The 22,024-nt window shown below is 45.8% G+C and carries 19 protein-coding genes; 8 read left to right on the forward strand and 11 right to left on the reverse strand.

Annotation, left to right across the window (positions count from 1 at the left end; all coding sequences use genetic code 11):
• Positions 1-1,205: 1,205 nt before the first annotated feature.
• From FDP09_RS05250 to FDP09_RS05285, 8 genes are all read right to left on the reverse strand, one after another.
• Complete coding sequence (locus FDP09_RS05250; RefSeq protein WP_137401648.1) at positions 1,206-1,787, reverse strand: DinB family protein; 582 nt, start codon at positions 1,785-1,787, stop codon at positions 1,206-1,208.
• Positions 1,788-1,850: 63 nt separating this feature from the next.
• The gene (locus tag FDP09_RS05255) at positions 1,851-2,459 is read right to left on the reverse strand and encodes a GNAT family N-acetyltransferase (protein WP_137401649.1); all 609 of its coding nucleotides are present in this window, start codon (positions 2,457-2,459) and stop codon (positions 1,851-1,853) included.
• Positions 2,460-2,698: 239 nt separating this feature from the next.
• On the reverse strand, positions 2,699-3,400 hold the full coding sequence (locus FDP09_RS05260; RefSeq protein WP_244940522.1) for an ABC transporter ATP-binding protein: 702 nt from the start codon (positions 3,398-3,400) through the stop codon (positions 2,699-2,701).
• 123 nt (positions 3,401-3,523) lie between these two features.
• Positions 3,524-4,408 (reverse strand): ABC transporter ATP-binding protein, encoded by an 885-nt coding sequence (locus FDP09_RS05265; protein WP_137401651.1) that lies wholly within the window; start codon positions 4,406-4,408, stop codon positions 3,524-3,526.
• Positions 4,409-4,412: 4 nt separating this feature from the next.
• The gene (locus tag FDP09_RS05270) at positions 4,413-5,504 is read right to left on the reverse strand and encodes an ABC transporter permease (RefSeq protein WP_137401652.1); all 1,092 of its coding nucleotides are present in this window, start codon (positions 5,502-5,504) and stop codon (positions 4,413-4,415) included.
• A gap of 21 nt (positions 5,505-5,525) precedes the next feature.
• Entirely contained in the window at positions 5,526-6,917 is a 1,392-nt protein-coding gene (locus FDP09_RS05275) for a CmpA/NrtA family ABC transporter substrate-binding protein (protein WP_137401653.1), read from the reverse strand.
• Between the two features lie 24 nt (positions 6,918-6,941).
• Positions 6,942-8,213, reverse strand: a complete 1,272-nt coding sequence (locus tag FDP09_RS05280) for an alginate export family protein (RefSeq protein WP_137401654.1) — start codon at positions 8,211-8,213, stop codon at positions 6,942-6,944.
• A 183-nt stretch (positions 8,214-8,396) separates the two neighbouring features.
• A complete protein-coding gene (locus tag FDP09_RS05285; RefSeq protein ID WP_137401655.1) occupies positions 8,397-9,110 on the reverse strand; it encodes a Crp/Fnr family transcriptional regulator in 714 nt (237 codons plus the stop codon).
• Positions 9,111-9,385: 275 nt separating this feature from the next.
• Here FDP09_RS05285 and FDP09_RS05290 point away from each other — a divergent pair, with 275 nt between their 5' ends.
• On the forward strand, positions 9,386-9,760 hold the full coding sequence (locus FDP09_RS05290) for a UDP-glucuronosyltransferase (RefSeq protein WP_137401656.1): 375 nt from the start codon (positions 9,386-9,388) through the stop codon (positions 9,758-9,760).
• Between the two features lie 3 nt (positions 9,761-9,763).
• Here the strand turns inward: FDP09_RS05290 and FDP09_RS05295 are convergent, their stop codons facing one another.
• Positions 9,764-9,994: a hypothetical protein gene (locus FDP09_RS05295; RefSeq protein WP_137401657.1), complete on the reverse strand. Its 231-nt coding sequence runs from the start codon at positions 9,992-9,994 to the stop codon at positions 9,764-9,766.
• A gap of 108 nt (positions 9,995-10,102) precedes the next feature.
• Here FDP09_RS05295 and FDP09_RS05300 point away from each other — a divergent pair, with 108 nt between their 5' ends.
• The 4 genes from FDP09_RS05300 to FDP09_RS05315 all read left to right on the forward strand — a co-directional run bounded on the left by FDP09_RS05300 (position 10,103) and on the right by FDP09_RS05315 (position 14,152).
• Entirely contained in the window at positions 10,103-11,008 is a 906-nt protein-coding gene (locus FDP09_RS05300; protein ID WP_137401658.1) for an AEC family transporter, read from the forward strand.
• A gap of 265 nt (positions 11,009-11,273) precedes the next feature.
• Entirely contained in the window at positions 11,274-12,752 is a 1,479-nt protein-coding gene (guaB, locus tag FDP09_RS05305) for an IMP dehydrogenase (RefSeq protein WP_137401659.1), read from the forward strand.
• A 259-nt stretch (positions 12,753-13,011) separates the two neighbouring features.
• A complete protein-coding gene (pnuC, locus tag FDP09_RS05310) occupies positions 13,012-13,632 on the forward strand; it encodes a nicotinamide riboside transporter PnuC (protein WP_137401660.1) in 621 nt (206 codons plus the stop codon).
• Positions 13,616-14,152 carry an AAA family ATPase gene (locus FDP09_RS05315; protein WP_137401661.1) on the forward strand — a complete coding sequence of 179 codons (537 nt, stop codon included), beginning with the start codon at positions 13,616-13,618 and terminating at the stop codon, positions 14,150-14,152. Before pnuC ends, FDP09_RS05315 begins: the two co-directional genes overlap by 17 nt.
• Positions 14,153-14,461: 309 nt before the next feature.
• Here FDP09_RS05315 and FDP09_RS05320 read toward each other — a convergent pair whose 3' ends face one another.
• Positions 14,462-15,517 (reverse strand): NTPase, encoded by a 1,056-nt coding sequence (locus tag FDP09_RS05320; protein WP_187328801.1) that lies wholly within the window; start codon positions 15,515-15,517, stop codon positions 14,462-14,464.
• A 151-nt stretch (positions 15,518-15,668) separates the two neighbouring features.
• On the opposite strand from FDP09_RS05320, the gene FDP09_RS05325 reads away from it, so the two are divergent.
• Positions 15,669-16,559: a M28 family peptidase gene (locus FDP09_RS05325; protein WP_137401662.1), complete on the forward strand. Its 891-nt coding sequence runs from the start codon at positions 15,669-15,671 to the stop codon at positions 16,557-16,559.
• Positions 16,560-16,628: 69 nt separating this feature from the next.
• On the forward strand, positions 16,629-17,738 hold the full coding sequence (locus FDP09_RS05330; protein ID WP_137401663.1) for an acyltransferase family protein: 1,110 nt from the start codon (positions 16,629-16,631) through the stop codon (positions 17,736-17,738).
• 467 nt (positions 17,739-18,205) lie between these two features.
• On the opposite strand, the gene FDP09_RS05335 is transcribed toward FDP09_RS05330, so the two are convergent.
• A complete protein-coding gene (locus FDP09_RS05335) occupies positions 18,206-19,366 on the reverse strand; it encodes a homogentisate 1,2-dioxygenase (RefSeq protein ID WP_137401664.1) in 1,161 nt (386 codons plus the stop codon).
• A 186-nt stretch (positions 19,367-19,552) separates the two neighbouring features.
• On the opposite strand from FDP09_RS05335, the gene FDP09_RS05340 reads away from it, so the two are divergent.
• Positions 19,553-21,811, forward strand: coding sequence for a TonB-dependent receptor family protein (locus FDP09_RS05340; protein ID WP_137401665.1), 2,259 nt, complete (start codon positions 19,553-19,555; stop codon positions 21,809-21,811).
• Positions 21,812-22,024: the final 213 nt, after the last annotated feature.

Consider the following 22,024-nt stretch of genomic DNA (forward strand, 5'->3'; position numbering starts at 1 on the left):
GCACAAGTCGCTAAGCGATTTGTGAATAATGGATCAAGCGGAAAAGCTGAGGACTGATGGAACGTTGATGACGCAGATGATTATGATTTGCGCTGATTTTTTGCTTAAACCCGCATTATGCACTAGCCTATCTATTACGACCTGATCCGCCGCGGCGGACAAAATCAATCGCTTCGCTGCTGTTTTCGATTTCACCATCCGCCGCGGCGGATGATTCAATCTCCAAACAGCCTGATTTTCTTGTAGTTTCAGCTCTCATAACGATTCCTAATGCCTAAAGCGGGCAATGTCGTTTAGTTAGCGTGTATCTGGAAATATTGGTTTAATTATTTTTCTTGTTAAATTCCAAGATGGTTTTCATCCCTTTACCTTTGTTACTTTTTTGCTTCAGGTCAAAAAAGTAACCCAAAAACCCCGCCGCTACGCCACGGCGCACAGGTGTGCAGGTATTGGCCTAAAATTAAAACCTTCCCTCATGCAGGCAAACTCCTCCTTTTCTAGCTGCCAATATTCTTTTTGGCTAGTATTTTGTCAAACAAGCCTGCCTTTTTGCCCGCCCGCTTTTTAATTTCTTAACGCCCAATACCTGCAAGGCGGATCCATTTTATACCGGTTTAAAAAGACGATGGATTAAAACCATAATTTTCTCAATGGACGATCCGTATTGGAAAATCTCTTTAACTAAACGACATTGATAAAGCGGGTTAAATTGGAAGAGGCAAGTAGCATAAAAAACCCTGAATGGGCGTAACATCCTTAGCCATGGGCAACGCCCATGGTAAACATTAAAATTAATAGGGACCTTAGCTCGACTTATTTTTAGTATAAAAAGCGTCATAGCGAACCCTTTTAAGGAGGATGTGGGTTGGAAAAGCGTGTGGCAACTCGCCGCGGCGAGCTGCCACGGCTTCCACCCGCTCAGGCCTCCCTCTAAGCCTCGCAGTGACGGTTTAAAAATCGAACTGAGGTTAGCGAGTAAATTTCAAGAATGTGGGTCGAAATTTATTCGCCCATAAATATTGCTTGACCTTAAATAATGATGCCAGAGGATGCATTATTACCACCAAAATCTCCTTGGTGACTTAGAGACTTTGTGGCATAAAAATAAGCCACAAGAGGCACAAAGGCGGATGAGCTTGAAAACACGGATCAGTTAATTATAAGCCTAATGTGACCTATGTTCCTTAGTGGTTAACGACAAACGCCTATTCTTCCACCTTACCGTTGTATTTTCCCAGAAAGACATTGACACCTTTTGGCATGGGATTACCAGCAGCCCTTCTGAGCGTGGCGATCTGTCCACTGTGCCAAAGGGCGTCCGCCAAAGGACCATTGATCAAGATCCAAAAGGGATGATCTCCGCGGACATTTATTGCCTCTACTTCGGCATCATTCATGCTCAGGAGCCGGTCGTAAACGGCTTTTAGCAAATGAAGGCTTTCTTCTCGTGCTTGCATAGGGTTAAGTCCCTCTTTTTGGTCATAAGGCTCATTCAGCACAGCATCATGGATCACCATGGTCAATCCATAAATGTGCTGGATAGTTTCTCCAATGGTACGGGCCTCCTCTGAGGTGCGAAAGTCCATGTTTTCATCTTTCAATCCTTGGGAAGCATAGCGGTATCGAAAGCCAAGGCTTTCGACCATTCTTGCCGCTACCGTTCCTGTGGTCAAGCTACCTGGATAGGTGCTGATGTCCTCAAAAGGCAAGGCTTTGGTATCTTGTGCATGGACGGAGTTCATAAAACAAAAAAAGATGATCAGGATAATGAAAGAATAGGATTTCATACTTTTTTAAATGGATAGGTATAAGTTACGGCAATTAGTCGAAAAGGTTGGTCAGCAGATGAATTATGCCATCAAATCATACTGCTTCAATTGGTATAGCAAGGATTTTTTGACGCCATGCCATTCCTGTTTGATAATCGAAAAGACCACCGTGTCCCGATAGGTCCCGTCTGCATTCAAACGGTCATTACGGAGGATACCGTCCTGCTTGGCGCCCAATCGAGCTATGGCATTTCTAGAGTTTTGGTTAAACCAATCCGTTTTAAACTGCACACAAATACATTCCAATTTTTCGAAGGCATGTGTTAGCATGAGGTACTTACATTCCCTATTGAGGCCGGTTCGCTGGGCGCTTTTGGCAAACCAAGTGTAGCCGATTTCCAATCTTTTGTGTTTGGCTTCAGCGTTGCAGAACCTGGTGCAACCTATGATTTTTTCGGATTGGTTGTCGATGATTACAAACGGCAGACTGGTATGTGCTGATTTTTCTTGAAGGGCTTTTTCGATATAGGAATCTATAGTCATTTGTGAAGGTACAGAGGTGTACCAAAGCTCCCAAAGGTTTCCGTCAGTGGCGGCAGCGACTAGCCCAGCTTTGTGGGAAGGCCGCAGCGGGACCAACGATACTTTTTTGCCAGTGAGGGATACTGATTCCAGCCAGTTTTTTTCCATGATGGACAGTTTTAAGATTTTCTGGCTTGAATTTACAATTAAAAATTATGGTCATCCGAGAAAAGCTTTTAGGATTAAAGAAAAACGTCCAGATTTACCCCTAAATCCCCTAAAGGGGACTTTATATTTCCATTTCAAAGAATGGGACAGTTTTAGAAAATCCAAAAGATCTTTTTTGATTTCATATAAAACCAGATGTTTAGCGTAGTAAAATTTAGTCGGGGGACAGTGATTAAAAATCAGTGATTCAGGAAATTCATAAGATAACCCCTATAATCATAGTATTCGGGATGCTCGAGTACTTCCCTGCGTTCGCGGGGACGAGCAAAGGGAATGATCAGTTCATCCCCGATTTTGGCATAAGGGCCACTGGTCATCATGATCACCCGATCGGCCAAAAAGATGGATTCGTCCACATCGTGGGTGATGGCCACAGCAGTGATTTTCTCCCGTTGCCAAATTTCCAGCAAGACGTCCTGAAGCTCGCCCCGGGTCAGGGAATCGAGCATTCCGAACGGCTCGTCCAGCAGCAGTAATTTTGGCTTCAGCGCAAAGGCTCTGGCAATCCCAACCCTTTGTTGCATACCTTGGGAGAGGGAGTGCGCTTTCTTGTCAAAATCTCCACCAAGCCCGACTTTGTCCAGATAATATTTACAAATATCAAGTTTTTCGACCCTTTTGGCATGGGGAAATACCTGCTTCACTCCGATCATTACGTTTTCCAATGCGGTAAGCCAAGGCAGTAAACTGGGTGACTGGAAGACCACGGCGCGGTCAGGACCTGCTTCAATGACAGGCGTACCATCGACAATGATCTTTCCACCAGAGATGTCATTGAGTCCGGCAATCATGGTGAGCAGGGTTGATTTGCCACAGCCCGAATGGCCAATAATGGACACAAATTCTCCTTTGCGGATGCTGAGCTGAAGGTCATCCAACACGACGTAATCGCCCTTTGGGGTGGGATAGACCTTTCGGAGTTGGTCACAGACGAGCAGATAGGGCTGGTCTTTTAGATGGGGATTGGTGTTTTCGTTCTAGTAAAGCTTGCATGATCAGTGGATTTAGAAATACTTGACTTTTTCACTTTTACGCTTGATACCCGGGAACACCCTTCCAGGCATCACAGGTTTTAGGTCTGGCAGGATGTATCGTTGATCATGGGATTTTTTCCTGTTGGCGCCTACTTCGATGAGGTATTCCATGATCTCATTCCTGAGCTTTTTATAGTGATCGTTTTGGTTGATGGCAGAAAGGTCCCTTGGCCGTTCGATGTCGATGGCAAACGCTGGTCCCAATGTGGCCTTGGGCCCTGGCGTCAGTGGTATGATGCGGTCAGCCATCAGGATGCCCTCATCCACGTCATTGGTGATCAGCACGGCGGTCTTTTGGTCATGGCTCCAGATGCGGACGATTTCTTCTTGTAAGCTGCCTCGGGTGAGGGCATCCAGGGCGCTGAGTGGTTCGTCCATCAGCAATATTTCAGGATTCATCGCCAAGGCCCGCGCCACCGATACCCGTTGACGCATGCCGCCGGAAAGTTCTTTGGGAAATTTGTCCATGGCCGGTGTGAGGTTTACCATCCCGATGTACTTTTTGATGTGGTGGCTTTTTTCATTGGAGGACATTTTTGGAAATACCTCGTCCACTGCGAGTTTTACATTGTTATAGACCGATAGCCAGGGAAGCAGGGAATAGTTTTGGAAAATCACTCCACGGTCGGGGCCGGGGCCGGTTACAGGAAGTCCGTGCAGCAGCACTTCGCCGCTGTCGGGAAACTGCAGCCCGTTCAGGAGGTTGATCAAGGAAGTTTTTCCAGATCCTGAAAAACCTACGATGGCCACAAATTCGCCTTCTTGGACACTTAAGTTGATATCCGCTAACACCTCAACCCTTGCGGCACCTGTGCCATAGGATTTTGATACGTTTTTGAGTTCTATGATGGCCATGGTCTTATGCTTTTTGAAAGGTCATTAATTGCTGCACGGTAAGCATGATGCGGTCCAGTAGGAAACCGATGATGCCGATGATAAACATGGCCACGATGATCTTGGCATTGGAATCACTGGCGCCATTTTGAAATTCCTCCCAGACGAAACTCCCTAGCCCAGGGCTCTGTGCCAAGAGTTCGATGGCGATCAATACCATCCAGGCCACGGACACGGTGATCCTTAGGCCGGTAAAGATCAAGGGAAAGGATGCCGGGAGGATGATCTTGAAGATTTTTTTACCAACGCCCAGTTTGAGAACTTTGGCGACATTGATATAGTCCTTGTCCACAGAGGAGACGCCCAAGCTGGTATTGACCAAGGTGGCCCACATGGCACAGAGCCCTACGCTGATGGCAGAGATAATGAATGATTTGTCCATTTGAGGATCAGTGATCAGGGTTTTGACCACCATGAATACGAGTAGCAACCACACTACTGGAGACACTGGCTTCAGGATTTGGATAAGCCAATTGAAGGAATTGCGCAGTACGTCGCTTAGTCCAATGATGATACCGATGGGCACTGCAATGACCAGAGCCAATACAAATCCCGCCGCGACGGTTTTCAGGCTGGTACCGATTTGGTCCACAAAGGACGGCCGGCCAGTGTAGGTAATGGGATCCAAGCCCTGTTCTGCCCGTTTGGCATTGGTGTCGGCTACTTTATGGCGGAATTCCCTTTTTTTGTCCGTAATTTGGAGATGGTCTTTCCATAAGGCGATGTAAGCGGCATACACCTGCTTTGGAGATGGTAGGGTATTTGGCTGACAACTGATGTCGCCAGAGGCAATGCAGTCTGCCATGGCTATTGCGGCTTCCTCACCCTGTTCTGTGCGTGCTTTTTCTATCCGGGCCTCTGCTTCTTTGTTGTAAAGGGCAGTGGCGCCGAGGTGCCAGAGCAGTATAAAGAGCAAAATGGAAAGGAGAGGAAACAAGGTGCTTTTGATCAAGGCAAGGGCGTTTTTCTTTGGCTCTTCCCCGGCAACAAGCCTTACCAAGGGCTCCAAAAAGCCCAAGCCTATCGTACGCATGGTGTGTATCGTTCTATCTTTCATGGCTTTTTTGGTTGGATGGTATTAGTCTTTATTTCCAATTTTGAAGCTATTGATATACTCAATGGGTGCTTTACCGTCATAGGACGTGCCATCAATAAAGTCGGTGCTGGCCGGCTTGTATCCGTCGGTTTGCGGGATTTCATCAGCAGTTAGATGGCCTTCCGTGACCAGCATTTCTGCGGCTTTTTTCCAGATGTCCGGGCGATAGATGTCCTTGATGGTTTCATGGTACCATGCTTCCGGTTTGCTTTCCGGGATCTGTCCCCATCGGCGCATCTGTGTCAGGAACCATATACCGTCTGAGTAGTACGGGTACGTAGCATGATAGCGAAAGAAGACATTAAAATCGGGCATGGACCGTTTGTCGCCTTTTTCAAACTCAAAGGTACCTGTCATGGAATTGGCGATGACCACGGAATCTGCACCGACGTACTCAGGCTGGGAGAGGATCCCAACTGCTTTTGGGCGGTTTCCGGGAGTATCCAACCATTTTCCAGCGCGGATCAAGGCCTTAGTGACAGCGATTGCCGTATTGGGATTTTCATCCACAAACTTTTTGGACATCACAAATACCTTTTCGGGATTGTTTTTCCACACATCATAATTGGTCGTTACCGGTACACCGATGCCTTTGAAGACTGCCTGTTGGTTCCAGGGCTCACCCACGCAGTAGCCATAGATGGTTCCTGCTTCCAGGGTAGCGGGCATTTGTGGTGGAGGTGTCACCGAGAGCAGCACGTCAGCATCCACTTGCCCTTGGATATTGTCTGCAGTATAGAAGCCAGGATTTATTCCTGCCGCCGCCAGCCAATACCTAATTTCATAATTGTGGGTGGATACCGGAAAGACCATCCCCATTTTAAAAGGCCTGCCACTGTTTTTGTATTGCTGGATTACAGGGGCCAGGGCGTCGGCTTTGATGGGATGTTGGGGGCGTCCTTCGGCATCTTTGGGAATGTTTGGCTTCATGTCGGACCACACTTCATTGGAGACTGTGATGCCATTGCCATTCAGGTCCATGGAAAAGGGCGTTACCAGTTCTGCCTGTCGGCCAAATCCAGCTCCTGCAGCGATCGGCTGCCCTGCAAGCATATGGGAGCCGTCCAGTTGACCGTCGATGACCCGGTCGAGGACATTTTTCCAGTTGGATTGTGCTTCTATGGTTACGTATAGTCCTTCGTCTTCGAAGAAGCCCAGTTCTTTGGCGATGGCCAGGGGAGCCATATCTGTCAGCTTTATAAAGCCAAAGGTCAGCTGTGGTTTTTCGATGGGGAGTGGGTTGCTATGGGAAGTATTTTCTTCTGTTTTGACGGAGGATCCGGAGGTGTTTTCTCCTCCGCAGCCGGCCAGAGCTCCTGACAAAAAAGGCACAAGTACACTGGCCACAATCCATTTAGATTGTAGAAATTTCATAAGGATGTTATTTTATAGGTTAACTTATTTGGATGAGGTAAAAAGGGTAGGTTTGAAGGTAATCATAGTCCAGGCCCAGTTTTGGATATGGGTGCGGTCACCGCCGCGGATGGTTTCCATGGTTTCCGTGGCAAACATCTGTGAATAGCCGATGTTCCAGGTTACTGCTTCGGCCAGTTTGATGCCATAGACTAAATCGATCTCAGTACCCATGGCCTTGGAGAGCTCTTCACCCGTGCCATCGAATTGGCTGGATCCGGTAAAGAATTGGTGCAAATGTCCTTGGAGGCTTCCTTTGCCAATTTTCCATTTGGTTTTTAGGTAGATGTCATTGACACCTACGGCTCCATTGGCAGGCCCTACAAAGAAATAGTCCATAAAGCCATTAAAGGCGTGATTGGTGCCGAAATCTGGGCTAAAAGCGGTGTTTTTCCCATCCGAGAGGTCTCCATCACCAGAGATATACTCCACACCTAAGGTCAGTGGTGTGACTGCGGTGGGAATGGTCGCATTAATTCCTGCCAGAAAAGCACTGACATCGTTGGTGCCTTGTTTGCCAGATTGGTAGTAGAAGTCTCCAGCGAAGGACACCTTACCAAGGTTTACATTAGGGATAAAACCAAATGTTTGTTTATTAGAGACTGTGCTATCTGCATTTTGATAACCGGCATTGTGTGCCAATAATGAAAAGCCTCCTGCCTCGTAGTCTTTGTGAAACCAAGCATATTGCATGGTTTTGTAATTACCGGACACACTATAAAAATTGGCACCGTCGCCCTGTAAAAAGCCAGGCTCGGGCACGTCATCATCTTGGTTATAGGCAAGTCCGACGTGAAGTTGCGTGCTTTTTTCCTGGCTTTCATATATGAAGAGAAGGGCATCATGCCTTCTTCCTTGTTGTGCCCATTCCAGTCCACCAAGAAATCGTTGGTTATCATAGGAGAGTATCTGGCGGCCTACTTTTACCGAAAATTCCGGATTGAAGAAATATTGGCCCCAAGCTTCACTGAGGAAAGTATTGCCGGGTTCCTCCTTGAAGATTTGGGTAGTTTCGCCCCAAATGCGGACATCCTGAAAGGCCAGTTTGAATACAAAGTCACTGTTGGAATAATCCAAGTACAGCCTTGATCGCTGCTCTGTGAAGAAAGCAGGATCCTTGCTGTCGTCGGTGAGTGTTTTGAAACCATTGCGAAATTCAGACCTTGGGCGCACCTCAGCAGAAATGCGGATTTGTGCAAATGTCTTGGAGACCAAGATTCCACACATCAATGCGGTTAGGAGATAAATCTTTTTCATTGGGTTGTTTTGTGGTGGTGTTTTGTAAATAAGTATTATTACGTAATGTTTATGCAAACATAAGCTACGTAAGACAGAGGTTCTATGCGTTAATACAGCATAGAGTCCTTTTTTTATCATAAAAAAACCTGCGTTTTGGCAGGTTCTAACTCAGGAAGGCATCATGTACTGTAATAAAGCGATTTAGCTGTCGATAAAATAGTTGTGTTCGGAAATCTCGTTTCTAAGTAAATCTACGTTTTTTATGCCCAAATTTTTTCCTGATGCCTGAATCAGCCCTTCTTTTTTTAAGGAAGAAATAATGCGAATGACCTGTTCATCGGTGGTACCGGCAAAATCCGCAATCTCTTTTCTAGATAATTTCACATTAAAAAAGCCATCTTTCTGGCCAAATTTTCTATTAATATACAAAAATGCATCGATAACTTTCTCACGAACAGTCATTTGAGCAAATTTTTTCACTTTAGTTTCACTTCTGCTAAGCTCTTCAGCATAAAATGTCATCAGATCATAGGTCAAGGAAGGTAATTGCTGGAGCATGGCTTTCATGGTGTCAGTAGAAAAATTGCAAAGTGTGGAATCCTCCAAGGCGGTGGCAGAGATATGGTAGGCTTGGCCTGCTCCGAATCCACGGTGACCGATAATGTCACCGTCCTTGGTCAGCCGGACAATTTGCTCTTTGCCATTAAGGCCTGTTTTGGCCACTTTTACCTTCCCTTGGTTGATAAAATACAGCCCATGGATCGGCGCTCCTTCGATGATAAAATTTTGTCCTTTCTTACAAACAAGGGTGTTTTTTTGACATAGGAATTCAGCCATTTCTTGGAGATGACAGTTTTTCTTGATGATGCAAGAAGTATTGGTACAGGTGAAGCAGTCTGTTGTTTGCGTTTCCATACGTAGAACTGTTTGTACGTAAATATACGTATTTTATATTAAAAATGACTACAAACTGTTTTTTATCATGAATCGTGGCAATTGGTATTAGATTGGAAGAAAAATTGTAGGCGATGTTTTTGACGGCATGTAAATTTCCATGATGTGACCAGTCATTAAGTTCTTTATCCTTAGATAAGCAGATTGCGCTAACTTTACCGCTTGCCCTTGTCTTGGGGTGAAAGAATAAGCATGGCAATTGCGGCTTTCCGGGACATAACATTTACTTTTGGGGCATGATTGATTTTGATTTTGCACCGGAAAGTTACTTTGACGGAACCGGCCCTTCTGCGCTGCTGGCTAAGCTTTCGTATCCCGAAAGCCAGTGGGGAGAGGAGATCAGTATTTATGCAGTGCCGCTAGATGGGAAGATTTATTATGAGGTGGTGGATTTTTACGGAAATGATTTTGCCGTAAATCCTGAAAGGTCAGATCATCCCTTGAACCTGCAGGAGTTTATTGTTCTAATAGAGACATTAGAGGTAATCGATCAAGGAGCAAAGGGAGACATGAATCTTACGCTTTCCGGTATTCCGGAAGCAAAAAGCAATGTGTATCCAGCGCTTGGGGCATATTTTATGGAAAAGCGCAAAAATTTTGGGATGCTTTGATCATCAGAAATCCCAAATGGTAGAGGTGGTTCCGTTTTGGACATGATTGGTCTGGAACCAATACTCATACGTTTCAAATTCAATGCAATCTTGAAGCTCCATTCCCTGATAGGTCATTTGCTTGATACTGGATCCTGGCAAAAAGCTTCTCAAATCATTGGCTTGGTCGATGGTCAACTGCGAAAGCTGCACGATGCGCTTGTTGTCGATTAGAATAGGTACAAGTTTTGTCATAGCAATTGGATTTCATTCATTAAAGAAAATTAATAATATCAAATTATTGATTAACAACAGATTACATTACTGTTAATTTAGCTAAAAATTCTTGCAAACCTTTGTTCCATGACCAACCTTATTCTCGTTATTCTTTGCCTGATCATCGGAATCCTACTGCAGCGGGTAAAGGAACTGCCCGACAGCGCTCCCAAGTCCCTGAACACATATTTGATTTATATTGTGTTGCCCGCATTGGCTTTGCTTCATATTCCCGAGACGGAACTTTCCATTGGATTGCTACTTCCCGTACTGACAGCTTGGATAAGTTTTGGACTATCATGGTTGATTTTTGGTACCCTCGGTAGGCAGTTGGGATGGAGGAAAACCACTACCGGATGTCTCATTATAGTGCCTGGGCTGGCCAATACCTCTTTTATAGGCTTTCCGATTATCGAGGCCCTTTATGGAGAGGAAGGGCTGAAGATTGCTTTGTTGGTGGATCAAGCGGGCTCATTTATCATCGTGAGCAGCGTGGCAATTATCGTCGCATCGATTTATGGTCATGGAAAGAAGCGCAAAAGAGACGTTACCAAAAAAATCCTGACCTTCCCTCCATTTCTGTTTTTCCTGATTGCTATTGCCATGAACCTTGGGGAGGTTACGCTTACGGGTATTCCACATGACATTTTGGAAGCATTTGCCGGCACCCTCACCCCCATCGCACTCATTGCTGTCGGGCTTCAAGTGAAGATCAGTTCCCAGACGCTTTCCTCAAGGGGTTTATGGTATGGCTTAGGCTATAAGCTATGCTTTATTCCGGTGGTGATTTTTTTGGTTTACAGATGGATTTTCAGCCCAGATGATATTTTGTATAAAGTCAGCGTCATGGAAACAGCCATGGCCCCCATGATTACGGGTTCCATCATTGCGATTAACCATGACCTTAATCCCAGGCTAGCTTCCTTGTTGGTGGGGATCGGGATTCCGCTATCTTTCATAACCTTGGTAGGTTGGTATTACATGGTAGGATAGGGGATACGATGATGTTGACAGAAATCTTTCTACCGTGTTTTTCCGCATATATATCAACTATATAGGTTGTACTTTCTACCTGCCAATGATCGTTTGGTAGGAGGAGTAAACGTTAAAAGGAACCTTGTGGAGCGATTCCAAAGAATATTCCAGCATTGATAAAAAAAAGCGGAATTTTTTAAATTATTTTCTTACTGACGTTGATTCGCATTCAAAATTGTTCGTATCTTTGACGGGCAAATAGGGTTCCTTAACCAAATTTGCCATGAATCTAAACACCGATAAATTCCTCTTCGAAGCACTTACCTACGACGATGTGCTTCTGGTGCCGGGATACTCAGAAGTATTGCCGCGAGACACCAACACTTCCACCCAACTTACGAAGAACATCCGGCTGAACATTCCCTTGGTTTCTGCAGCTATGGATACCGTCACCGAAGCCGAATTGGCCATTGCCATTGCGCTTGAAGGCGGGCTTGGTTTTGTCCATAAAAACATGACCATTGACCAGCAAGCTGCCCAGGTACGTAAGGTAAAACGTTCCCAAAGTGGGATGATCTTGGATCCGATTACCCTTCAAGTGGATGCCAAAGTAAAGGATGCTGAGTCCATCATGCGTGAATACCACATAGGTGGCATTCCTGTGGTGGATAAGGAGAGAAACCTGAAAGGCATCATCACCAACAGGGATTTGCGCTTTATCAAAGATCAGCAAAAGCCTGTGAAGGAAATCATGACGGTCCATAACCTGATCACTGCAAAAGCTGGCATCACCCTAGAACAGGCCGAGGAGATTCTCCAAGAGCACAAAATCGAAAAGCTTCCCATAGTAGATGAGGAAAACAGGCTTACTGGCCTTATTACTTACAAAGATATTTTAAAAAGAAAGGATAAGCCGAATGCCTGTAAGGACGAATATGGCAGATTGCGCGTCGGTGCAGCTGTGGGCGTAACGGCCGATATCGTGGAGCGTGTACAAGCTCTCAAAGACGCAGGGGTGGACGTCGTTTCTATCGATACAGCTCACGGCCATTCCAAAGGGGTCATCGAAACCTGTAAAAAGATCAAAGAAACGTTTCCAGATCTGGAGGTCATCGTAGGCAACATTGCCACACCGGAAGCAGCTACTGCACTGGCTGAGGCGGGAGCTGATGCCGTGAAAGTAGGTGTCGGTCCAGGCAGTATATGTACTACGAGGGTAATTGCTGGGGTCGGTGTTCCTCAGCTCTCTGCAGTATTTGAATGTGCCAAGGTCCTTAAAGGAACGGGTGTACCGGTGATCGCTGATGGTGGAATCCGCTATTCCGGTGACTTGGTGAAAGCTGTTGCTGCTGGTGCCAGCTCTATTATGATTGGATCGCTACTGGCGGGGACAGAAGAAGCGCCTGGCGAAATGATCATCTACCAAGGCCGTAAGTTCAAGACCTATCGCGGTATGGGATCACTGGAAGCAATGGAATCCGGTTCCAAAGACCGCTATTTCCAGGATGCCGAAGACAATATCAAAAAACTTGTACCTGAAGGCATCGTGGGACGGGTGGCTTTCAAAGGTCTCGTCTCTGAAGTGCTTTATCAACTGGTAGGCGGACTTCAGGCTGGTATGGGTTATTGTGGCACCAGGACGGTGGAGGACTTGCAGGAAAATGGCAAATTCGTGAAAATCACCGCTGCAGGTGTACACGAATCACACCCTCACGACATCAACGTCACCAGAGAGGCTCCCAACTATAGCTTGAAAGGATAATATTAAGAACATAATGGCAAAGAAGGCTATCCAAATCAATGGGTAGCCTTTTTTTATCAATGGCAAGCTCAACGGCACTCGTTTGTAACGAGCTGCCACCGAGCTTGGCATTTGAAATGCCCCTGCGCACGTTCAAAAAAAATTATGCTTTTCCAAATTCTTCCTACCCAGACAGTTTACAGCTTAGATTCTCGAATAGTAGTCGATTTATTCATAAGGATCGCTTTATTTTCACGCTTTTTTACTGTTATTTCGGGGCATGGATTGGCAGTGGATCATCAATAGTTTTGTAGATGGACTTCAGCAAATGACTTGGCTGGAGGCTTTTGCGGTAGTTTTTGGCATTGCCAGTGTCTTTTTTTCCATGAAGGAAAATATCTGGGTCTATCCTACAGGGATCATCAGCACCTTGATTTATGTTTGGATTTGCCTACAGGTGAAGCTCTATGCGGACATGGGGATAAACGCCTATTATTTTTCGATGTCCATTTATGGCTGGTACGTCTGGACACATCCCAAACCAGGAAAGTCCGTGCTGCCTGTGACGTGGCTCAAATGGAGGGGGTGGCTTTATACACTTTTATTACTGATCGTTTCATACGGCGTTCTATATGTGGTATTGTTACGATATACCGATAGTGATGTTCCTTATTGGGATTCGTTTACGACTTCCTCAGCCTTCGTGGGGATGTATTTGATGGCAAAGAAGAAAGTGGAAAACTGGATGGCATGGATCATTACCGACTTGGTTTCTGTTCCCCTGTATTTTTACAAGGGGTTGATCCTGACGTCATTTCAATTTTTGTTTTTTACAGTATTGGCGGTCATAGGGCTGATCGCTTGGATAAAATCGGCAAAGAACTATGCCCAATCAGCTTAAAAAAGTCGTCATTATTGGACCCGAATCCACTGGGAAGAGTACCCTTTCAGCGGCATTGGCGGCTCATTTTGGGGAGCCTTGGGTGGAGGAATACGCCCGCGAGTACGTTGACCAGCTGGACAGGGACTATCGCTATGAGGACCTGTTGGAAATCGCCAAAGGCCAAATCCACTTGGAGGAACTAAGGGCGAAACAGGCGAAGAAATTGCTTTTTTGTGATACGGATCTGCACGTCATTCATGTCTGGAGTGAGCACAAATACCAGCAAACGGCTGAGTGGATCAGGGAACAAATGGCTCGGCGGAAATATGACCTTTACCTCCTGACGGACATAGACATTCCATGGGAGGAAGACCCGCAGCGGGAATATCCTGACCCAACCATGAGGCAATTTTTTTACGACTGGTACGATCGGTTAATGAAGGAAGTAGGTGTTCCAGTGGTAAAAATATCAGGGGACTTGAACGTACGTCTGGCCACATCGCTCCATGCGATCCAAAAGCTATCCAAAAGCACTTAACTCGGTTAATATAATGTGGTTAAAAACGCTAATTACATCATAGCGCACGCAGCGACAGCAGCGGAAAGCAATTTCGTCTCCCAGACACGGGACTGCCTCGTCGTTACTCCCTGCCTGAGCAGACCATAGCCGTCAGCCTAACGTCTGTAAACCTAGCTTTTATTGATGTCCAGACTATTGACAAATGGCCCGGGGGGATTTTAAATGCCCACTATCTCGGTTCCAGATTTGTAATCTTGAACATTACAAATCTCCAACAACTAAGTCCAGGTATTTGGATTGCGAATTTGGTGCGCAATGGAGCAACAGTTAAGGTGCAATCTGTAAATTTTTCAGGAAATTGACCAGTGCAATCTGACCATCCGGATCAGCATCCCATTTTGGGCCGATATAGAGTTCATTTCTTACCAAGAACTTAATATAATACTTGACTACAATCCTGTCCGGATTGTTAAGGCCTGAAGGATTAAGTCCCATGCTTTCCATCAAATCTGCTTCCCTGCCTTCTACCCGTGTAAGGACAAACTGGATACGATCATCGATTAACTGATCATCAGAACGGATTTCGGTAAGGAATTCCGTTTGATGTGGATAATATTGGTCAAAAATACGCTCCAAATTGGCTTTTTCTGCCTTTTGGGCTGCTAGCGCTTCCTCTTCGGATTTGCCATACAGGTCGTAGCGGTACCTGGTGAGCAGTGCCGTTTCCCCACTGGCTCCCGATAAGGGGATGCCCAATTTGAAAATATCCAGGTTTAGCGGATTTTTGGCCACAAAACGTGCAGAAACCGGAATACTGCTTGCTGCAGTGCTGTTGGCAGATTGCTGACCGCCGACAAGTGGTGGTAAGAATGTAGGTACATCCAGCGGCATCAGGTTTTTACTACGCCTACCTTTTCCTGCTGCGATCAAGCTTTCTTTTAGTGTTTTGATATCGCCTGAATGTAAACTCCAGGGGCTTGTAGGATTGATAATACTTTCATTTCCTGAATATTCCAAGATATTCGTATAAAAATCACCGTTGCTGGTACGCGTAATGATGAGGATATTTCTAATTAGCCGTTGGCTAAAAGTGCTGGCATAGGCACGTTGTATCTCCTCAGAGAGGGTGACTTCTTCCAATTCATAATAGGCTACTGGATCACCACCGGCTTCTACCACAGCAGGATGAACCTCTTTTGCGATGCCTTCCCACTGCATGATGGGGCGAGCCCCCGGCGCATTGGAGATAAATACTATGGTCTTTCCATCCAAAAACTGCGGGGGAAGCTGACTTTGGCAGAATGTTTGAACTGGTACCAAAAAAGCGGAAATCAGGATCAAAAAGGACTTTACGGACAGCGCCAATATTTCATTATATTGCATGAAATGTATCCTTGATTGTATGAGCATATTTGTCAGCAAGTGTACTTTTGTCAAATTCATGGAAGCTTCATCAGCGTTTGTTCTTTCCAAAAGACTAAATTAGTATTTTCATTGATATACTTTATCCATAGTTATGCATAATCCCTTGAGAATGCCAAAAATCATCATTTTCATGCTCTTTATCCTCAGCCCTTTGTGCGTGTCCGGCCAGAGAATCGACCGCTCACAGCTGATGGAGGATTTCCAGTTTCTGGCTTCCGATGCCCTGGCAGGAAGGGCGCCGCTGACCGAAGGTAGCATGAAAGCCCGTACACTGATCAGGAGCCGTTTCGATGCGCTGGGCATGACCAGCCAATATGATGATTTTACCCAGTTTTTTAGCTTTGGCGATAATAAAAAGATTGAAAATGCGGCCAATATAGTAGGGTTTATTCCTGGCACCGTTTCGGAAAAAATCATCGTGATCACCGCTCATTATGATCATTTGGGTGTAATAGACGGTAAAATCTACAACGGCGCCGATGACAATGCTTCTGGAACCGCTGCACTCTTGGCAATGGCGGCGTACTTTTCCGAAAACAGACCCGCACACTCCATGATCTTTGCTGCTTTGGATGCGGAGGAAATGGGCCTACAAGGCGCCAAAGCTTTGGTGAGGGATTTTCCTTTTCCACTGGACCAGATCATCTTAAATGTAAACATGGACATGGTCAGTAGAAGCGATAAGAATGAAATTTTCGCTTGCGGGACGCATCATTACCCAAAGCTCAAACCGATGCTGGAGGAAGCAGCCGATGATTCCAAAGTCAATTTAAAATTTGGCCATGACCTTCCCGACACAGGCCATGATGATTGGACCAGTGCTTCTGATCATGCTCCTTTCCATGCCAAAGGGATCCCATTTGTCTATTTTGGCGTGGAGGATCATCCCGATTACCATAGGGATACCGACACATTCGATAAGGTAAACCAGGACTTTTATTTTCAGGTGGTCCAATTGATCATCAATAGTGTCCTTAAAATGGATGAAGGGATAATTTAAAATTTTTAATAATTAATACTGCTTAATTTAATATATTAACGATTAGTTTATTACTAATCGTTTTTTTTTATGGTTAAACAGCGCATACTTGCCTTAGACGTATTCCGTGGCATCACCATATTTGCCATGATTCTGGTCAATAATCCCGGCTCATGGTCCCATGTTTATGCTCCTATGCTGCATGCAAAGTGGCACGGATGCACGCCCACTGACTTGATATTTCCCTTTTTCCTGTTTATCGTTGGAGTGGCCATAGAGCTATCCTTGGGTGGACAGCTCCGGAAGGGACAAGCAAAAAGAACACTTGTCAAAAAATCACTGATCAGGTCGCTTAAGTTAATTGGGCTTGGTTTGTTACTGACTGCTTTCCCCTATTTCGACTTTGCCAATCTTCGATTTCCTGGTGTCTTGCAGCGGATTGGCATTGTGTATTTTATCAGTACATTGATGTACCTTTATTGGTCGCCTCGGACACTGGTCATCGCTTCAAGTGCGATTCTAGTGGGATATTGGCTGTGCATGACCTTGATTCCTGTACCTGGAATTGGCCCAGCAAACCTTGATCCGGGGACGAATCTCGCGGCTTGGATCGATCAACAAATACTTACGGGCCACATGTGGTCCCAGACCAAAACATGGGATCCTGAAGGGCTTTTTTCTACTTTGCCTGCCATTGTTACTTGCCTTCTTGGCGTAGCCTGCGGAAAAGTCCTCACCGGATACAGTAATCATCAAGAACGACTGACAAAATGGGGACTGTCAGGTGTGGCCTTGCTTATCGCTGGTGTGCTGTGGTCGCTGGTATTTCCGATGAACAAGGCCTTATGGACCAGTTCTTTTGTACTTTACACCGCAGGCTGGGCATTTTTGGGATTAGCGGCCTGTTATTGGATTTTGGATGTCCAGGGTTGGAAAAAATGGTCCGTGCCTTTCGTTATTTATGGGATGAATGCCATTACGGTGTTTTTCCTCTCAGGCGTTATTGCCAAACTATTTGGACTGATAAAGGTTAGCTGGGAAGGAGAAGCCGTTAGTGTTATGTTTTTCTTGCAAGAAGCCCTTTTCAACGGTTGGCTTGCGCCAAAAAATGCCTCACTTGCCGGAGCCATTCTGATGATGGTCATCCTGTTTATTCCTGCATATTTGATGTGGAAAAGGAATATTGTGATAAAGGTTTAGCGGTTTGGAAGTGTTATGGGATCAAGCAGGGAAATCGCTGTAAACCCCATGGAGTTATTTAATTCAGGCAAAAAGCGTCAGACCGGGCGGAGTCGAGGTCCAACGTCTAGCCTTTGACTCCGCTCAGACTGACATCTTTCTAACCTGAGCTCGACTTAATTTTAGTATTAAAAGCGTCATCGCGAACCCTTTCAAGGAGGATGTGGGTTGAAAAAGGGTGTGGCAACTCGCCGCGGCGAGCTGCCACGGCTTCCACCCGCTCAGGCCTACCTCTAAGCCTCGCAGTGACGATTTTATAATCGAACTGAGGTTTCTACTATAAGTTTAAAAGTGATTTCCCTGAGGGATTAAATAGTTTTCAATAACTAGGAATTTGTCTTTACGAGCGGTAAAAGCGAAAATTTGGATGCTGGGCTGTGCTTCACCACGTGTCGTAACCTTTTTATCGCATATTCAAAATAGTCCGTTTATTCTGTCCAACTCATCGGGTACTCTTTATCCACAAACTGGAGGGCATCTTGGGTCAGCTGAAGGGGGCTGAAGGTATCGAGCATCACAGCGGTTTCTTCCGTTTTGGTAGCGCCGATGCTTTTTTCGACCATGCCCGGATGTGGGCCGTGGGGAAGCCCGCCCATGTGGAGTGTAAAAGAACCTCTTTGAATGCCTTTTCTGCTCATAAACTCCCCATCCACATAATAAAGCACTTCATCCGAGTCGATGTTGGAGTGATTGTAGGGGGCGGGAATGGACAGTGGATGGTAATCAAACAGCCTGGGGACAAATGAACAAATCACAAAACCGGCAGACTGAAACGTTTGATGCACGGGTGGTGGCTGGTGAATGCGACCTGTAATAGGTTCAAAATCATGGATACTCAGGGCATAGGGGTAGAGGTATCCGTCCCAGCCTACGACATCTAGCGGACTATGTTCATAATGATAGGGATATAAGCGTCCCTGCTTTTTGATGTGTACGGTATAATGCTCCTTTTCCTGTTCAAGGACAAGCTTATCCGGCACCTTGATGTCTCGCTCACAATACGGGGAGTGTTCCAATAATTGACCAACTTCATTGCGGTACCTACGGACAGTCTCTATTGGGCTGGCGGCTTCAATGACCAGCAGTTTCACTTTTCCTTGTTGCCAATCAAATCGGTAAATGGTCGTTCTGGGAATCACCACATAATCACCGGCTGTTACCTTTAAACGCCCAAATTGTGACAAGAGCGTTCCTGTACCTTCATGGACAAAAACCACTTCATCCCCATCGGCATTTTTGAAATAATCGTCCATTTTTGTGGTTTGGGGAATACAGAGCCCCATCATCACATCCGGATTTTTGAGCAGCATCTTGCGGGCAGTCAAGTAATCCCGACCGGTGAATTCCACATTTGAGGTATTGAGGTGGGTTTGTGTCAAGCCATAGTCATCGGCGATTTCCCAAGAGTAGATTTTCGGCTTACCTATTGAGGCTACACGGTTAGGGTTGTGGATATGGTACATGGTAGAATATATGCCCGAAAAGCCTTTGGAGCTTACGAGTTCTTCTTTGTATAGGCTGCCGTCAGGCTGACGAAATTGGGTATGCCTTTTTGGGGGAATTTCACCAAGACGATGATAAAATGCCATAGTTTTTTGGGTTTATATCTCTATTTACAATTTACAAAAAATTGATCACGTCCTTTAGCTTGGGGACGGATTTTATCGGTTCTCGACCGCTTATGTAATTTACCACATAAATCAGGGTACGATTCCGAACAAAATTTCCATTTTGATGCTTCTTCTATTCCTGATTATCTGGTTAAATTTACTTTTATGAGACGTATAATTTCCACTTGCTGCCTGCTATTGGTCAGTTTTTTTCCATTTACCGTTGTCGCACAGACATCCATTTTGCTTATCGATGCCGAAAGCGGTGATCCCATTCCTTCGGTGATTGCCCAAGTGGATAATAGTGGACGCCATCTTTCCGATGAAAGGGGGCAACTATCCTTGGAATTGTCTGCAAAAACTGATGCGCTGTTTTCGCATATTGCTTATGAAACCAAACGGGCAGTCCTTGCTCCTGATCGTGCCGTAACCATAGAGATGGTAAAAAAGACCAATAGTCTTTCCGAGGTGACCATTACCTCTTTCGAATCGGAACGGGGACTCATGGAGCAAGCTGCTGCGGTCAGCAAGGTGGATGAAGCAGACCTCAACCGCTTCAATGAAACCTCCATTGTCAATGCGTTTAACACCAAACCGGGGATTCGGCTAGAAGAGCGGGCACCGGGGAGTTATCGGGTATCCATCCGGGGAAGTTCGCTCCGCGCTCCTTTTGGTGTACGGAACGTAAAAATTTACTGGGACGGCATTCCGTTTACGGCTCCAGACGGTACTACCGCCCTCAACCTACTGGACCTTACCAATATCCAAGGAGCAGAGGTGATCAAAGGTCCCGCAGGAAGTATCTATGGTGCCGGAAATGGCGGGGTGATTTCCTTTACCCCCGGTAAGGTCACCCAAAACAAGGCGGAAGCCTCTGTGATGGGTGGAAGCTACGGCCTCCTTAAATACCGCGTAGGAGTGGACCAGACACTGGAGAACGGTAGTTTTTCGGCCAGCTATGTAAAGCAGCAATCTGATGGTTACCGTGATCACAGCGCATTGGACAGGCAAGTGTTTCAGTTGCAGGGGAGTTTTGAGCCATCTGACCGGCAGCAAATTACCACTAAGCTGCTTTACTCGGACTTGTTTTATGAAATTCCCGGCGGCTTGACTGCGGAGCAAGTGGCTGAAAATCCCCGACAAGCCCGACCGGGTTCTGCTGAGCAAAATGCGTCCATTAAGCAAAAATCCCTCTATGGGACCTTCGTTCATGATTATGAATTTAATGACCACTGGAGCAATCACACCACGGTATATATTCAAACCACGGATTTCGAAAACCCATTTAACCTTGACTACAAAAAGGAAACGCAGTATGGATATGGAGCGAGGACCAAGTTTACATTGAACGATCAGTGGGGGGCATTTCCGGTGCGGCTACTCTTTGGTGGAGAATACCAATTTGCCAATACCAGTGCGCAGAATTTTGGCAATCGCAATGGCCAGGCAGATACCATACGCTTTGCGGATGATCTGATCACGACACAAGGATTCCTGTTTCAGCAAATAGAGGTCAATTGGACGCCTACTTTGCTGATGACCTTAGGCGTAAGTGAGAATTTTTCACAGTATGATATCAATAGGACTGTGGATGCCAGTGCCGGCGATCCGTATGCCGCTACACGTACATTTGACCCAGTGGTCGTGCCCAGAATCGGCCTTTCCGGGCAATTGACGGAGTATTCTGCTGTTTATGGTAGCCTCAGCTCAGGATTTTCTCCACCGACCATCGACGAAGTGCGGACCAATGAAGGCAGCATCAACCTGGGCTTAAAGGCTGAAAGGGGAGTCAATTACGAAATCGGCTATCGTGGGGAATATTTGGGAGGAAAGGTGCAGCTGGATGCCAGCGCTTTTTTCTTTAAGTTGGACGAAACGATCACCACCTATACCAATGAGCAAGGGGTGGTCCTTTTCCGTAATGCGGGTGCTACTGACCAGAAAGGCATTGAAGCGCAACTGGATTATTTTTTGGTCAGTAATCCTGTCGGACTGATTCAGGAACTCAAAGTGGGCCATGCGTATTCTTATCATCACTTTCGCTTTAAGGATTATGTGAATGACGGAGAGGATTTTTCGGGAAATGCCCTTACAGGGGTGCCGCAAAACAACTTGGTCAATAAACTGGACCTTATTTCCCGGACGGGCATTTACCTGAACCTCACCTATCAGTGGGTGGATGAAATCCCACTTACCGATGACAATACCGTGATGCAGGATCCCTATCAGTTGATGAATGTACGCCTGGGATGGCGCAAAAACTTCGGCACTGCGTGGCAACTGGAGTTGTTTGGTGGAGTGGATAACTTGCTGAACGAATCATATAGCCTTGGAAATGACCTCAATGCTTTTGGCGGACGCTACTACCAACCTGCAATGGACCGAAACTACTATGGGGGTGTCAAAGTGAAAATGAGGTATTGAGATGGGGAATGACCCTATTTAGGTACGAGGTATGCTGGTAAAGTACCTGACTTATATTCATGCCAAACACCAACCTAGCATTATCACCATATTGACCATTGATGATACATGCTTAACAAATAGCCTTCCGATGTCAATCATAAAAGGGAAATTACCTGATTATGCTTATTTTTAGATTGATCTTCATGCCTTTTCAAAGAAAATGAAGCTGTA

It is taken from the genome of Echinicola rosea (genome assembly GCF_005281475.1).
Taxonomy (GTDB): Bacteria; Bacteroidota; Bacteroidia; order Cytophagales; family Cyclobacteriaceae; genus Echinicola; species Echinicola rosea.

Coding starts and splice junctions, on each gene's coding strand:
- FDP09_RS05290 (WP_137401656.1), top strand. CDS start 9,386: ATGATTGATTTTGATTTTGCACCGGAAAGTTACTTTGACGGAACCGGC.
- FDP09_RS05325 (WP_137401662.1), top strand. CDS start 15,669: ATGCCAAAAATCATCATTTTCATGCTCTTTATCCTCAGCCCTTTGTGC.
- pnuC (WP_137401660.1), top strand. CDS start 13,012: ATGGATTGGCAGTGGATCATCAATAGTTTTGTAGATGGACTTCAGCAA.
- FDP09_RS05300 (WP_137401658.1), top strand. CDS start 10,103: ATGACCAACCTTATTCTCGTTATTCTTTGCCTGATCATCGGAATCCTA.
- FDP09_RS05255 (WP_137401649.1), bottom strand. CDS start 2,459: ATGGAAAAAAACTGGCTGGAATCAGTATCCCTCACTGGCAAAAAAGTA.
- FDP09_RS05295 (WP_137401657.1), bottom strand. CDS start 9,994: ATGACAAAACTTGTACCTATTCTAATCGACAACAAGCGCATCGTGCAG.
- FDP09_RS05285 (WP_137401655.1), bottom strand. CDS start 9,110: ATGGAAACGCAAACAACAGACTGCTTCACCTGTACCAATACTTCTTGC.
- FDP09_RS05250 (WP_137401648.1), bottom strand. CDS start 1,787: ATGAAATCCTATTCTTTCATTATCCTGATCATCTTTTTTTGTTTTATG.
- FDP09_RS05265 (WP_137401651.1), bottom strand. CDS start 4,408: ATGGCCATCATAGAACTCAAAAACGTATCAAAATCCTATGGCACAGGT.
- FDP09_RS05315 (WP_137401661.1), top strand. CDS start 13,616: ATGCCCAATCAGCTTAAAAAAGTCGTCATTATTGGACCCGAATCCACT.
- FDP09_RS05270 (WP_137401652.1), bottom strand. CDS start 5,504: ATGAAAGATAGAACGATACACACCATGCGTACGATAGGCTTGGGCTTT.
- FDP09_RS05330 (WP_137401663.1), top strand. CDS start 16,629: ATGGTTAAACAGCGCATACTTGCCTTAGACGTATTCCGTGGCATCACC.
- guaB (WP_137401659.1), top strand. CDS start 11,274: ATGAATCTAAACACCGATAAATTCCTCTTCGAAGCACTTACCTACGAC.
- FDP09_RS05320 (WP_187328801.1), bottom strand. CDS start 15,517: ATGCAATATAATGAAATATTGGCGCTGTCCGTAAAGTCCTTTTTGATC.
- FDP09_RS05335 (WP_137401664.1), bottom strand. CDS start 19,366: ATGGCATTTTATCATCGTCTTGGTGAAATTCCCCCAAAAAGGCATACC.
- FDP09_RS05280 (WP_137401654.1), bottom strand. CDS start 8,213: ATGAAAAAGATTTATCTCCTAACCGCATTGATGTGTGGAATCTTGGTC.
- FDP09_RS05275 (WP_137401653.1), bottom strand. CDS start 6,917: ATGAAATTTCTACAATCTAAATGGATTGTGGCCAGTGTACTTGTGCCT.
- FDP09_RS05340 (WP_137401665.1), top strand. CDS start 19,553: ATGAGACGTATAATTTCCACTTGCTGCCTGCTATTGGTCAGTTTTTTT.